The sequence below is a fragment of the Clostridium magnum DSM 2767 genome (assembly GCF_001623875.1).
Classification (GTDB): domain Bacteria; phylum Bacillota; class Clostridia; order Clostridiales; family Clostridiaceae; genus Clostridium_AM; species Clostridium_AM magnum.
Map to the genome: position 1 here is coordinate 323521 of NZ_LWAE01000004.1, position 14833 is coordinate 338353.

General features: G+C 31.9%; 10 protein-coding genes and 1 pseudogene. 4 read left to right on the forward strand and 7 right to left on the reverse strand.

The window, feature by feature from the left end:
- Positions 1-68 precede the first annotated feature (68 nt).
- Positions 69-2312, reverse strand: a complete 2244-nt coding sequence (locus CLMAG_RS18270; protein WP_066625956.1) for an ATP-binding protein — start codon at positions 2310-2312, stop codon at positions 69-71.
- Between the two features lie 245 nt (positions 2313-2557).
- Between CLMAG_RS18270 and CLMAG_RS18275 the strand changes: the two genes are divergently transcribed.
- A complete protein-coding gene (locus CLMAG_RS18275; RefSeq protein WP_066625959.1) occupies positions 2558-3250 on the forward strand; it encodes a response regulator transcription factor in 693 nt (230 codons plus the stop codon).
- Positions 3251-3341: 91 nt separating this feature from the next.
- Here CLMAG_RS18275 and CLMAG_RS18280 read toward each other — a convergent pair whose 3' ends face one another.
- A complete protein-coding gene (locus tag CLMAG_RS18280; protein ID WP_066625962.1) occupies positions 3342-4427 on the reverse strand; it encodes an AbrB family transcriptional regulator in 1086 nt (361 codons plus the stop codon).
- Between the two features lie 157 nt (positions 4428-4584).
- Here CLMAG_RS18280 and CLMAG_RS18285 point away from each other — a divergent pair, with 157 nt between their 5' ends.
- Entirely contained in the window at positions 4585-5508 is a 924-nt protein-coding gene (locus tag CLMAG_RS18285) for a LysR family transcriptional regulator (protein ID WP_066625965.1), read from the forward strand.
- 102 nt (positions 5509-5610) lie between these two features.
- Here the strand turns inward: CLMAG_RS18285 and CLMAG_RS18290 are convergent, their stop codons facing one another.
- Entirely contained in the window at positions 5611-6597 is a 987-nt protein-coding gene (locus CLMAG_RS18290; protein WP_066625971.1) for a sugar-binding transcriptional regulator, read from the reverse strand.
- Between the two features lie 347 nt (positions 6598-6944).
- On the opposite strand from CLMAG_RS18290, the gene CLMAG_RS18295 reads away from it, so the two are divergent.
- The gene (locus CLMAG_RS18295; RefSeq protein ID WP_066625973.1) at positions 6945-9248 is read left to right on the forward strand and encodes a hydratase; all 2304 of its coding nucleotides are present in this window, start codon (positions 6945-6947) and stop codon (positions 9246-9248) included.
- 155 nt (positions 9249-9403) lie between these two features.
- On the opposite strand, the gene CLMAG_RS18300 is transcribed toward CLMAG_RS18295, so the two are convergent.
- The 4 genes from CLMAG_RS18300 to CLMAG_RS18315 form a co-directional block, all read right to left on the reverse strand.
- Positions 9404-9709 carry a phage integrase N-terminal SAM-like domain-containing protein gene (locus tag CLMAG_RS18300; protein WP_066625975.1) on the reverse strand — a complete coding sequence of 102 codons (306 nt, stop codon included), beginning with the start codon at positions 9707-9709 and terminating at the stop codon, positions 9404-9406.
- 347 nt (positions 9710-10056) lie between these two features.
- The gene (gene ppdK, locus CLMAG_RS18305; RefSeq protein ID WP_066625976.1) at positions 10057-12690 is read right to left on the reverse strand and encodes a pyruvate, phosphate dikinase; all 2634 of its coding nucleotides are present in this window, start codon (positions 12688-12690) and stop codon (positions 10057-10059) included.
- 60 nt (positions 12691-12750) lie between these two features.
- The gene (locus CLMAG_RS18310) at positions 12751-13173 is read right to left on the reverse strand and encodes an NAD(P)-dependent oxidoreductase (RefSeq protein WP_066625977.1); all 423 of its coding nucleotides are present in this window, start codon (positions 13171-13173) and stop codon (positions 12751-12753) included.
- 27 nt (positions 13174-13200) lie between these two features.
- Positions 13201-14037 (reverse strand): alpha/beta fold hydrolase, encoded by an 837-nt coding sequence (locus CLMAG_RS18315; protein WP_066625983.1) that lies wholly within the window; start codon positions 14035-14037, stop codon positions 13201-13203.
- Between the two features lie 301 nt (positions 14038-14338).
- On the opposite strand from CLMAG_RS18315, the pseudogene CLMAG_RS18320 reads away from it, so the two are divergent.
- Positions 14339-14578: pseudogene (locus tag CLMAG_RS18320) on the forward strand (acetyltransferase); the annotation flags it as partial.
- Positions 14579-14833 lie beyond the last annotated feature (255 nt).

Here is a 14833-nt window from a genome sequence, read left to right on the forward strand (position 1 = left end):
AATTTGTTAATAATCTTAACAAATCAAGAATTAAAATTATTAACATTTATAATTTTTATTAATAGAAATTATGAAACTTTACTTATTGCCTCTAAGAGTTCAGATAATTCTAACGGCTTTTTAATGAATACATCAACAATAGAATTATAGTTTATATCATTTTTATCAATATATCCAGACATTAGTATAATAGGTATATCCTTTATTTTTTTAATTTCTTTAGCTAACTCAAATCCTTTAATATTTGGCATCATGTAGTCAGTAATAACAATGTCAAATTTTTTATTATCCTTCTTAAATACTCTTATTGCTTTTTTTCCATCTGTTTCCACTACAACCTTAAAACCAAGATGCTCTAAAGATTTTTTTATTACTTTGATATTTTCTTCACTATCATCTACTACTAATATTCTCTTACTTGAAGTATCTTTAAGGGACCTGTATTTGGAATTCTCATCTACCTCTACATTTACTTCTTTATCGACTAGAGGTAGGTAAACTTTAAAATAACTTCCTACACCTAGTTCACTATCTACAGTTATTATTCCCCCATATTTATCTACTATATTTTGAACTACAAATAATCCTAACCCGGATCCTTTTCCAATATCTTTCGTAGTAAAGAAAGGGTCAAAAATCCTTTTTTTCGTTTCTTCGTCCATTCCACAACCATTATCTTTAATCATAATTTCAACATAATCACCCTTTTTCGAAAGCGTATTATTAATGTTATTAGCCTCTATGCCATCAATGGTATTTAAAGATATTTCAACTGTGCCTCGATTATTTTTTATGGACTGGTAAGCATTTGTACATAAATTAAATATAACTTGGTGAATTTGGGTAGAATTAGCCTTAATATATCCACAATCTTCCTTTATGTTTTCTTTAATAATTACATCCTTAGGTATAACTGCTTTTAAGAGCTTTATTGTTTCTCTAGCGACCTCATTAATATTAACTGATTCTATTTTAACAGACTCTTTATCATTTCTACTAAAGAACAAGATTTGTTCAATTAAATCTTTTCCTTTTTTTGAAGCCTTTAGTATTTCTTCAACATCTTCATAATACTCTTTATCTTCTGTTGTTCTCATAAGTAATAACTCTGAGTAACCTAATATAGGGGTAAGCAGATTATTAATATCATGGGCAATTCCACCTGCCAGCGTACCAATCATTTTTAACTTGTGGGAATGATAAAGTTCAGCCTCTTTTTTTCTAAGTTGCTCGGATGATTCATTTAACATCCTTAGATATTCTGTCTCTTTTTCAAGTTCCGCCTTATTCTTCTTCATCTTAAATAATTCTGAAGTAAAAAAGTATGCAATTACCATAATAATAATAACTATTCCAGTAACTATACCTAAAAATTTACTAATGGGCCCTTGTATCTCATCATAAGACATCGTTACTGCAACAACCCAAAAGTAATCGCCAAGTTCAACAGGTGTATATGCATTAAGTTTTTTAACCTTCTTTAAAGCTTCCTCTGCCCACCAGTAAGAATGATAAATTGCAACACCTTCTTCGCCTTTAAGCTGATGATCTATTAACTGTTCAAGTTCCCGAAAATCTAGTCCAGGATACATTTGTTTTCTTGTCTCGATAACATCTATACCAATCTGATCTTTTAACTGATGCATAATTATTATGCCCTCTTGATCTTTAACAAGTGCATATCCCTTTTCTCCTACCTTTACAGGAGCAATTAGTTTACTATAAATGGCATCAATTTTTATTCCTGCTGAAATTACACCTTTAAAGTTATCTCCATCAAAAACTGGCTGGTATATATTGTAGATAAAAATATTCTTAGTTTTATCTAAGTGTACCTTTCCAATATGAGTTCTCTTCTTAGATATAGCAATATCAGCATCCTTTTGAAGAATATCATCAATATTTTCCAAAGCTTTTGGATACTGTGTTACAAGCTCTCCATTCTTATTATAAAAAAAGATTGAATCTACCTCTCCATCATTTGCTTCATAATAGGATTTGATTTTCTTATTATACACATCAAGCATTTTTCCATCTTCAATATAAGATATACTTTTAATAAAATCTTTATCTAAAGTAACAACTTTTATACTATCTGCAACATCATCAGTGAATAGTTGTATGCTTCTAGATATAGACTTTGACATTGCAAGCATTTGTTGTTGCTGCTGAACTATAATTGCCTTTTTATACTCATCATAGGCGAGGTATATAAATCCACTTAAAATTACAACTAAAAGCATATATACAACTGTTCTTCTAATTTTATTTTTTACCATCAGTTTTCTTTTTAATCTACTAATTAATGTCATAATAACCCTATTACCTCCATCCTACATGGTCACTCTGCTATTGCAGTTCGATTATAATTATATTACAATTATAATCAAACTTTAATCTTTTTTATTAGTATCTTTAATTATATTATAGATACGCTACTTCAGTCCTTAGCACATTTTCCCTTAATATTTAATATCATATACTTATATTTTTCACTATTTTATTTTCATTATTACTATTATTGATTTAATTAAATTTTTGTACTGTGAGGTTAAATATGGAAGAAATTAAAATACTTATTGTTGAAGATGAAGAACCTATAAGAAAATTAATTTATAAGATACTTTCAACTCAAGGTATGCTAGTATATCAAGCCGAAAATGGTAGCCAGGGTCTTGAAATGATAAATAAATATAGCTTTGACTTAGTACTATTAGATATATTAATGGGCGATATATCTGGATATGATGTGGCAAGAGAAATTAGAAAACATAACTTGCAACTCCCAATCATCTTTCTTAGTGGTAAGAAAGATGATGAAGATATTATAAAAGGTCTAGATATAGGAGCAGATAGCTATATTACAAAACCTTTTAGTCCTTCAGTTCTTTCTGCACAGGTAAAATCGAGAATAAAAAGACGTAAAGAAATGTTGCAAGAGAATACTGACTCAAACATCATATTTCACTCTCCTTTCAAGTTTGACTTGAAAACGTATAAGTTCTATAAAAATGATGTTGAACTTAAACTATCTTCAAAGGAAACAAAACTAATGAAATTCTTTATGGAGCATCCAAAGCAAGTCTTTTCTAAAGAACAACTTTACCAAAGCGTTTGGAAGGATAATGACAGCGATGACAATAGTATCATGGTTTATGTAAAATACCTTAGAAACAAGATTGAAGATATACCAAGTAAACCGAAATATATAAAGACCGTATGGGGGATAGGCTACGAATTCTCCGTATAGATAATATTTTTTATCCGATAACATATTAATAGACAACTTTAAAACACATAGGCTATAAAGTTGTCTATCAATATGCAATTTGTACTTGTTTTTACGAGGTAACAATTTTAATTAATATTGGAAAAATACCAATTACAGTTATAACTCTTACTGTATGCAATATAGCAATTTTAGGGGCATCCCCTCCTAGTTCCTTTGCTATGAGAGCCATATCCGATAATCCACCAGGAGCACTAGCTAAAAGTGAAGTTATAAGCTCAAGACTGCTAGTTTTATTTATTAAAAATCCAATAAATAGATTAACAGCAATAATACCTATCAAAAGAATACAAGCAGGTATTAAGATACCTTTTAGTTCTACTATATTTGCGTATGTAACTCTCGATCCGATGAGAGCACCTGCAAACATTTGAGTCAATCTTCTAAGATTTAAAGGCATAAATCCTTTATCAAAAATTACATTGAAAGCACCTACTGCTGCCATTGAAAAGGTCATTGTGCCAGCAGGAACCTTAATTATATACCCAATCAAGCCCGCGGCTAAAGCTAAAACTGTGGTACTTAGTAAATTTATTGATTTTTCTTTTAATGTGCTTTTATTTTTTAATGCCTTATGTGATTTTTGAGCTATATTTGTTTCATCAGTACTACTAGCTGTGTTCTCTAACACATTTTTATCTTGATTTTTAAAGCTGTTAGCTATATATTTCATCATTGGAGGAAATATAATTAAAACACTAACAAGTCTAACAAGGTGCAAAACCACTACCTTTGAAGTATCTGCTCCGAAATCATCACTTATCAGAGACATATCCACAATACCTGCAGGCGCCGTTGCAAATAATGCCGTTATCAAATCAATACCTGTAACTTTAAACATTATATAGCCCATAAAAAGATCTAAAGTTATCATACTTGCTACCATTAAAATGGCAGGCTTTATTATTAATTTCATATCTAATACATCTTTACGTTTTATGCTGGCCCCAATAAATGCTCCGGCAGATATTTGAGTGATAATTTTTATATTTTGAGGAATATATGCGTGTCCTGTTACAACACTAAACACCGTTACGGCCATCATAGATCCCACCATAGCACCAGCTGGCATTTTGAAACGTAGCGCAATAGTCCCTCCAATAATTCCAATAATCAAAGTTAAAATTAATTCAACCATAGTAACTACCTTTCTACTATTATTTTGCTTATAGATTTTTCAACAAATTATTTACATAGTCAGATTTTATCATGTAATATATAATATATCTAATACTATAATTATTATAAACATTATAGTCACTAGCCTATAATGTTTGAACTAGGAGGATATTTTAATGGATTTTAAACAAATGCACTATATATTAAAAGTCGCAGAAGAAAGAAGCTTTTCTAAGGCTGCGCAAAAATTATTTATCGCTCAACCCTCCTTGAGTCAATATATCCGAAAAGCAGAACTTGAATTAGGCGCACAACTTTTTGATCGCTCGTCTGCTCCATTAAAACTTACCTTTGCAGGAGAACTATATATAGAAACAGCTAAGCGTATCTTAGATTTAAAAGACCAACTATCCCAACAAATTGATGACATTACCAATTTAAAAAAAGGTCGTGTTACTATAGGACTTTCACCATTTAGAAGTGCTTATATTATGCCAAAAGTTCTTCCTTTTTTTCACGATAAATTCCCTGGTATTGAAGTAGTTCTTGTTGAAGATATCTCCATCAACCTAGAGAAGTTAGCTATGAACGGTACAACGGATGTCACCTTAATGACATCCCCAATACAACAGAACATATTTAACTTTGAACCTATAATGTCAGAAGAAATACTAGTTGTAATTCCTCCAAATCATCCTATACAAAAAACAGTTAATCACACAACGGTCAATGACTCTATCCGTCCTGTAATTCAACTTAAAGACCTTCGTGATGAACCCTTTATTATGCTGAAAAAAGACCAACAGCTGCATAAAATTGCGACCACGCTCTGCGAACAGGCTGGCTTTTCTCCACGAGTTATACTTGAGAGTGAAAGCATCGAGGCTGCTCACGCCCTAGTTACGGCAGGTATGGGTATCACTTTTGTTCCTGATACTTTAATTCCCTCCCATCAAACATCACCTTATCCACTTTATTGCTCAGTGGATAAATCAAGACCTACCAGAGATCTAGTCATCGCTTACAAGAAAGGTAGGTATCTTTCAGTAGCTGCTAGAGAGTTTATCGCTAACATAAAGGCTATTTTCTCAAAGCTTTAAGATATGTAAAGGAAACTCCTAAAATTTTTTTAAATAGATAAAAAGCTAAATTTTATAGCATTCCTATAAAATTAGCTTTTTACATTATCGACATATATGTTTCTACTCAAAATTAATTTTCAATTTTTTCAAAATACTAATTGCCACGTCTCTATCCGTAATAAGAACATTAATAAGATTACCTTTTAACGCACCAATTGTAGCATCGGTTTTATGTTTTCCTACTACTATTCCTATACGATACTTAGTATTTAATATAGATTCCATATTAACTCCTACAACCTTTTTATTAGCACTTATATCACATATATTCCCACTTTTATCAAACAAACGCCCATATATGCTTCCTACTGCATCTGTATTTTCCAAGTCACAGTTACCTCTATACTTTTCCCATATATTACTATATAAAGATGTCCCTGTCTGACCACCTATACCAGTAAGAATAATATTTGCTTTTTTGCCATATTCAATAGCGTCTTTAATAACAGGCTCCTCAATGATTCCTTTTCTTATATAATCATCCTGAATATATAAGGGTGCAAGTAAAAATTTATATTTGCCATTATATGCTGCTGCTAGATTTTTAATAAGCTCTGGTGAATCTAAAATAGGGTTATCTTTAGCTACATTACCAACTATTTGCACAGCTGTAATTTCTACAAACTGGTTGTCATTAATACTGATTTGGTTTATTATATTATAAACGGTTTTTCCCCACAAAACGCCTATTATCGAATCCGGTGTAATTATTCTATTTAAATACTCTGCACCAAGCTTACCTAATTGGCGCAATGTATCTTCATAGGGTATAAATTGATTATTAAGAACAATGACATTATTCAACGCAAAATTTTCTTTAAATATATTTTCAAGTTTCGTATTTCTGTTATTAGATGTATGTATAGTTATTTCTACTATGCCTTTATTTCTTGCATCCTGTATCCATTTTGAAACCTTAAACCTTGTTGTTGAAAAATACTCTGCAATTTCAGATTGGGTTTTGTTTTCATTATAGTACATATGAGCAACTTTAGATAAAAGTTCTTTTTTTTCTTCTTCATTCATTTTATCGTAATCGTTAAGCATTCTTACCCCTCTTCTTTGAAATAATTCGTATATATTTTAACATTTTTAAGATAATCTTAAAAGTATTTATGTTATTAACTAAAATTGCAACTCAAAACCCACATAACTAGATTAGCTGCAAATTTTATCGCTAGTATAAATTACAGAAAAGCTAATGGATATATTTGTAACTCATTATATCACTCTATAGGATTTACTTCAACATTTGTTTTTTTATTTTTCATATGTTCAACATTTGTATTTTTTTAAAACAAATGTTGAACATTATTTTTTTATATGTTATAATTCACAGTATAGAAAAATTTTTTTATTTTATAAAAATTCTGTTTACAGTTTAGGAGGTACTCATGATTAATTTACACAGCGAAGGTGCATATCTATTAAATGGTAATGACTTAATTGTTAGTGGTAAAGAATGTGATGAACAAGTTAAAGCTAAATTAGGTCAAAAATATCTTACTAAAGAAGAAGCAAAACAAAATACAATAGCATATGGTATTTTACAAAACCACAATAAGTCAGGAAATCCTGAAAAACTACAATTGAAATTTGATGCTTTAACATCTCATGATATTACTTTTGTAGGTATTGTACAAACAGCTAGAGCTTCAGGCCTTGAAAAATTCCCAGTTCCTTATGTATTGACAAACTGTCATAACAGTCTTTGTGCAGTAGGTGGAACTATTAACTCAGACGACCATCTATTTGGATTATCAGCAGCTAAGAAATATGGTGGTATATTTGTTCCACCTCATGTTGCAGTTATACATCAGTATATGAGAGAAATGATGGCTGGATGCGGAAAAATGATACTAGGTTCAGACAGCCATACTCGTTACGGAGCCTTTGGAACTATGGCAATAGGCGAAGGTGGCGGAGAGTTAGTTAAACAGCTATTATCTAACACATATGATGTAGATTATCCAGAAGTTGTTGGGGTTTACCTTACTGGATCACCAAAGCCAGGTATTGGACCACAAGACGTTGCTCTTAGCATAATCGGTGCTGTGTTTAAAAATGGCTTCGTTAAAAACAGAGTTATGGAATTCGTTGGACCTGGAGTTAAAAACTTAAGCGTTGAATATAGAAGTGGTATAGATGTAATGACTACTGAAACTACATGTCTTTCATCAATTTGGAAAACAGATGATAAAGTAAAAGAGTACCTTGAAGTACATCAAAGAGGAGATGCTTACGCAGAGCTTAACCCAGGAGAAGTTGCTTATTATGACAAGATGATCACTGTTGATTTATCTGAAATACAATCAATGATAGCACTTCCATTCCATCCAAGTAATGTCTATACAATAAATGAACTTAATGCAAATATGATGGACATTTTAGATAAGGTAGAAAAAGAAGGACAAAAATTATTCGAAGGAACGAATTTAAAGTTTACATTAAAGGACAAAGTTAAAAATGGAAGATTATTCTCTGAACAAGGATCAATTGCAGGTTGCGCAGGTGGAAACTATGAAAATATTTGTGATGCAGCAAGTATCTTAACAGGAAAATCTGTTGGAACTGGTGAGTTTGCTTTAAGCGTTTATCCATCAAGTATGCCAGTATATCAAAGCTTAATGGATAACGGAGTAGCTTCAAAGCTTATGACTGCTGGAACAGTATTAAAGACAGCATTCTGCGGACCATGCTTCGGTGGTGGAGATACACCAGCAAATAATTCTTTATCAATTAGACATACTACAAGAAACTTCCCTAACAGAGAAGGTTCAAAACCAGGAGATGGACAAATTGCTTCTGTTGCATTAATGGATGCACGTTCAATTGCAGCATCAGCAGTTAACAAAGGATTCATTACAGCGGCTACTGAATTAGAAGGAATAAACTTTGATATTCCAAAGTATTATTTCAATAAAACTATATACGATAATAGAGTATTCCAATCTTACAATGAAGGCGATGGCAATTCAGAATTAAGATTCGGACCAAACATAGCAGATTGGCCAAAAATGGAGCCATTAACAGATAACATGCTTCTTCAAGTAGCATCAGTACTGTTAGATCCAGTAACAACAACAGATGAGCTTATTCCATCAGGAGATACATCAAGCTATCGTTCAAACCCTCATAAGTTAGCAAGCTTTACACTTTCTAGAAAAGACCCAGCTTATGTAGATCGTTCAAAGGAAATACAAGCTGCTGAGAGTAGAAGGCTAGAAGGAGCAACTACAGAAGAAGGTAACTCAGCTTTAAAAGCAGCTTATGAAAAACTTACAGCTAAATTCAGCGGTTTTGATAAAAAGAACACACTAATTGGAAGTATGATTTATGCTAATAAGCCAGGAGATGGTTCAGCTAGAGAGCAAGCAGCAAGCTGCCAAAAGGTTCTAGGTGGATTTGCAAATATAGCAAAAGAATACGCTACTAAGAGATATCGCTCAAACCTTATCAACTGGGGAATATTACCACTTATTACCAATGAGGATCCAGAATATAAAGTGGGAGATTTCATTTATCTTACAGATGTAGTAAACTCAATTAGAGAAAGAAAACCAGAAATCAAGGGTTATATTGTAGGAGATGAAATAAAAGAAATATCTCTAAGCGTTGGACAACTTACAGACAACGAAATAGAAATACTATTGTCTGGCTGCTTAATTAACTTTAACAGAAACAAAATGAGTAACTAATAAACAACATATAATTGATTCGGCTAACAGCTAAGAAGTTAGTATAAATTTATTAATATTAAATAAACAGAGACTCCCATGAAATATGAGGGTCTCTGCTTATTTTTCTTCTTTGCACTATAGTTACGTAGATCAGATTTTCTAATATCCTTACTCTAATTAATACTTTCATACTTCTTTCTTAGAATATAGTTCTTAGGTGCATTTTTATTATAAAAAAACTTATTAAACATAGCCAGTGCACAAAGTCTAACACTTATAGTCTGTGCGTTCATCTTCTCTACAAGCATTAAATATTCCTTATAACCATTAATGGTTTCTCTGTCTAATTTGAAAATATCTTTATTTTTACTACTATGGTACCAATCAATGAATTGTTCAATACATCTTGAATATGTCTTAATTGTACTAGAACTTTTATGCTCCTTATATAATAAATACTTTTTAAATTCTTCTATCATATACATAGCTCCTTTTCTACTACTTAAATTTCTTATGCTTAAGATATTAAAATATACAGCAAATTATATTGCAAAACTAATAAATTTGAAGATTTAATATTAAGTTTATATAAATTGATAAAATAATAAATATAAATCATACTTATAATCATATATTATACCAACAAATACATGGATGATATATAAAATTTTTAATTCAATTTATAACAATATAATTAAAAAGCGCTAGGATTTATTAATTAATAAATCCTAGCACTTTTTATTGTTTTTCCAATTACCATATTAAACTGTATGAAAACAACTTCTGAATTTTTTCTGTAAAATTATAACAGCTCTCTAGCTTTCATTTATTTTCTATAATTTTTAACCTGAGCTTGAGCAGCAGCAAGTCTTGCTACTGGAACTCTATATGGTGAACAAGATACATAATCTAGCCCAACATTATGACAAAATTCTATAGAGGATGGATCTCCACCATGTTCTCCACATATTCCAAGATGAATATCTGGTCGTGTTTGTTTTCCTAGTTCTGCTGCCATCTTAACAAGTTTACCTACTCCTGTTTGGTCTAACTTTTGGAATGGGTCAAACTCATATATCTTATTATCATAGTAATCTTCTAGGAACTTACCAGCATCATCTCTTGAGAAGCCAAAGGTCATTTGAGTTAAATCATTTGTTCCAAAGGAAAAGAATTCAGCTTCCTTAGCTATTTCATCTGCTGTAAGAGCTGCTCTTGGTATTTCTATCATAGTACCTACTAAATATTTTAAGTCTATCCCCTCTTTAGCAATTACTTCTTCAGCAATTGTCACAACTATATTTTTTACAAACTTTAATTCCTTTACTTCTCCAACAAGAGGGATCATTATCTCTGGCACTATATTGTAACCTTTTCTCTTTTTAACATCTATAGCCGCTTCTATTACAGCTCTAGTCTGCATCTCTGCTATCTCTGGATATGACACAGGAAGACGGCATCCTCTATGTCCCATCATTGGATTAAATTCATGTAAAGATTCAACAGTTGCCTTTAACTCTTCAAAATTTAATTCCATTTCTTCAGCTAAATCTCTTATATCTTCATCCACTTGTGGTAAAAATTCATGTAGTGGTGGGTCTAGCAGTCTTATAGTTACCGGTCTATCCTCCATAGCCTCATAAATTCCGATAAAGTCTTCTCTCTGCATTGGGAGTAATTTATCTAATGCCTTTCTTCTCTGCAATTCTGTCTTTGAAACTATCATCTCTCTAACTGCTGGTATTCTCTCTTCATCAAAGAACATATGCTCAGTTCTGCAAAGTCCTATACCTTCTGCACCAAACTTAACAGCATGCTCAGCATCTCTTGGTGTATCAGCATTAGTTCTAACCTTTAACTTTCTTATTTCATCCGCCCAGACCATAAATGCTTTAAAATGTCCGCCTATTTCATTCTCAGTAGTTTTAATAGCTTGCCCATAAACATTTCCTGTACTACCATCTAAGGATATATAATCTCCCTCTTTATATAACTTTCCACTTAACTTAAAAGTCTTAGCTTCCTCATCTATTTTCAAATCAGCACATCCAGCTATACAACAAGTTCCCATTCCTCTAGCAACAACTGCAGCATGGGAAGTCATTCCTCCTCTTGCTGTAAGTATACCTTCAGCAGCTACCATACCCTCTATATCCTCTGGTGATGTTTCAAGTCTTACTAATATTACCTTTTCACCTTGCTCGTGGTGATCCTTTGCCGTCTCTGCAGTAAAATAAACTTTTCCGCAAGCAGCACCTGGTGAAGCCGGAAGGCCCTTTGCGATAACCTCAGTATTTTCTAATTCTTTTTGATCAAAGCTTGGGTGTAATAACGAGTCTAACTGCTTAGGATCAACTTTTAATATTGCTTCTTCCTTTGTAATAAGACCTTCTTCCACTAAGTCAACAGCAATCTTTAGTGCAGCCTGAGCTGTTCTTTTGCCATTTCTTGTTTGCAAGAAATATAGTTTTCCCTGCTCAATAGTAAACTCCATATCCTGCATATCTTTATAGTGCTTTTCTAATTTTTCTGATATTTCCATAAACTGTTTATAGCACTGTGGTAAGTCCTGCTCTAATCTTGATATTGGATGAGGTGTTCTTATACCAGCAACAACATCTTCTCCCTGTGCATTTATTAAATATTCACCAAATATAAGGTTTTCTCCAGTAGCAGGATTTCTTGTAAATGCAACTCCAGTTCCTGAAGTTTCTCCCATATTACCAAATACCATTGATTGAACGTTAACTGCTGTTCCCCACTCTCTTGGAATGTCATTTAATCTTCTATAAACTATAGCTCTTGGATTATCCCAAGATCTAAATACAGCTGTTACTGCCTCTAATAACTGCTCTTTTGGATCTTGTGGAAAATCCTTTTCCATTTCCATCTTATATAAAGCCTTATATTTATTAACAACCTCTTTTAAATCTGATGAAGTCAATTCATTATCAAATTTAGCTCCTTTAAGAGCTTTAACTTCATCAAGAATATCCTCAAACTTTCTCTTTTCAATTCCCATAACAACATCAGAGAACATTTGAATAAATCTTCTATATGAGTCATACGCAAATCTCTCATTGTTAGTTAACTTGTTTAGCCCTTCTACAGTTTCATCATTTAGTCCTAAGTTTAATATAGTATCCATCATTCCTGGCATTGAAACTCTAGCTCCAGATCTTACTGAAACAAGTAAAGGGTTGTCCACACTACCAAACTTTTTGCCTGTCACTTTTTCAACCTTAGCCAGCGCTTCATAAGTCTGAGTTATTGCTTCTTCAGATAACTTTTTATCATCTTCGTAGTATTTTGTGCAAGCTTCTGTAGACAATGTAAACCCTTCTGGGACAGGTATCCCCAAATTCATCATCTCAGCAAGATTTGCCCCTTTCCCACCAAGTAGATTTTTCATATTTGCATTTCCTTCGTTGAAAAGATATACGTATTTTTTAGTTTCCATATAGATATTACGCCCCCTTATTTAACACTTTCATATTCTCAATATGTATTATACAATTTATTATATAGCATATACTATATAATAAATTAGCTCCATATGCAATACATAATATATTAAATTATTATTAAAATATAAAACAACTATCATGCCATTAATCATATGATAGTTTTGAGGAACTGAAGGCACGTGTATACTGATAATATCTGACTCTTTATATAATGTTTCTAAGTTTACATATTCAGCCAATTGGCTAACTTCACTATTCTGATGTACACTAAATCCTAGTAAACAGCATCCAAAACCACTTAAATGCTGTAATACGGAACGACCTATTCTACCTGTTCCGATAACACCTATTGTACATTGAGAAATTTCACGACCCATCTTTCCTTTTAATAAATATTCTTGTATCTCTGCTCGTTTTAAAATATGGGTTATCCGTCTACAACTCATCATCATAAGCATAATAGCATAGTTAGCCACTCTGTTTTCTCCCCCTATTATGTGTGTTTAGTCTACTTTTCTCTTAATATCATCTTCAACTCTTCTCAACCATTCGTTAACTAGACAGTTAAACACTTCATTCTGCTCTATCTGCAGATTGTGGCCTGCCCTATCTAGTACAGCAAAAGTTGCCCTTGGGAAGTTTCCCAATATGTCCCAAGCATCCTTATACCCTACTCCTGAGTCTTGTTTTTCCAAGGTCATAAGCATGGGTTTGTTGAATTTTTTCTCCAACTTATCTACATCAAAGGAAAAACTATAACCATTCTTTCTATAATTTCTTAGAAAACTAATGTCTTCTTTTTTTATTCCTGATAACACTTCATCTCTATATCTTTCAAAGGTATTTTCATCTTGTATCACTAAAGCTGAATTAAAACGCTCCACATCACTTTCCTCTACTTTAGATAGCAGCTCCTCATTTTTCACTAAAATAATTTTTTCAGGAATATTACGTTTTTTTCTATCAGCTATTATACATGGACATATTAATAAAAGACCATCTACTCTATGAGCCATTTTATAAACTATTCCCCTTGATATATAGCCACCATAAGACTGACCAACAAGCAAGAAATTTTCATTTGGAAGTATCTTATTAATAAACTCAATTATAACATCAAGCATTATATCTGCACAATTCAGCCACTCAGCACCCTTTGAATTTCCCATGCCAGGTAAATCAATATATATTCTTTTGTAATTGCTGTTAATATTAAAGACCGTCTCCATGCATGCACTCATTAATCTATGATCTGCAGCATAACCATGTATCATAACAATTGGCTTTCCTTCACCAATTATTTTATAGTTTATAGATATATCTCTTACATTACACTTCATCTTTATCTTCTTCCTTACCGTACCTTAACTTCTTTTACTAAATAATCAACATATTTTTTAATACATAATCTAATTATATTCCATTCTTACATATTGCAATCACAATACTATCTGCTATCGGATTACCTTGTATATTATATTATTTATTCATGGTGAGAATGAGATTCTGAATATCTTTATTGTATATTCAAGAAGATACCCTACACAAAAGGAACGTAGAAATTAAGCATAATCTACAGTAAGTTTCTTGCACAATATTCTTATACTAAGAACTATCAATTAAATATTAAAATGTGAATAATTGAAATTTAATAAAGTATATCCAAGAAGTAATGATAACCAAACAATATATCTTAAAAATGTAATTACAAGAGATAATATAAAAGTTGGAGATTATACAATATATAATGATATTTATAATGATACAAAGGATTTTGAAAAAAATAATGTACTATACCAGTATCCTGTAAACAGTGATAAATTAATAATTGGGAAGTTTTGTTCAATTGCATGTAAAGCGAAGTTTCTCATGACAAGTGGAGTAATTACCTAATGTCATTGCTTTACGCAGGAGCAATGCTTGGTTGGGAGAAAATGGAAAGTACAAACGAAAGTTGAACCTTTGTAATCTTCGTCACTTACGATAAGCGTACTGCGGAGTAACAAGCTTAATATGGATAGGAAAGATTGAATCGTTTTCCAATCGTGCAGTAACCCATATACCCATCGGAGTATAGAAGGATACTTACCCATTTGAATCTACTATTAGTGGAACTTGGTAAACCCTTTGTGTTCC

Bases quoted from the DNA above. Each gene is read 5' to 3' on its own strand.
- CLMAG_RS18295 (WP_066625973.1), top strand. From the start codon at position 6,945: ATGATTAATTTACACAGCGAAGGTGCATATCTATTAAATGGTAATGAC.
- CLMAG_RS18275 (WP_066625959.1), top strand. From the start codon at position 2,558: ATGGAAGAAATTAAAATACTTATTGTTGAAGATGAAGAACCTATAAGA.
- CLMAG_RS18315 (WP_066625983.1), bottom strand. From the start codon at position 14,037: ATGAAGTGTAATGTAAGAGATATATCTATAAACTATAAAATAATTGGT.
- ppdK (WP_066625976.1), bottom strand. From the start codon at position 12,690: ATGGAAACTAAAAAATACGTATATCTTTTCAACGAAGGAAATGCAAAT.
- CLMAG_RS18285 (WP_066625965.1), top strand. From the start codon at position 4,585: ATGGATTTTAAACAAATGCACTATATATTAAAAGTCGCAGAAGAAAGA.
- CLMAG_RS18280 (WP_066625962.1), bottom strand. From the start codon at position 4,427: ATGGTTGAATTAATTTTAACTTTGATTATTGGAATTATTGGAGGGACT.
- CLMAG_RS18300 (WP_066625975.1), bottom strand. From the start codon at position 9,709: ATGATAGAAGAATTTAAAAAGTATTTATTATATAAGGAGCATAAAAGT.
- CLMAG_RS18290 (WP_066625971.1), bottom strand. From the start codon at position 6,597: ATGCTTAACGATTACGATAAAATGAATGAAGAAGAAAAAAAAGAACTT.
- CLMAG_RS18270 (WP_066625956.1), bottom strand. From the start codon at position 2,312: ATGACATTAATTAGTAGATTAAAAAGAAAACTGATGGTAAAAAATAAA.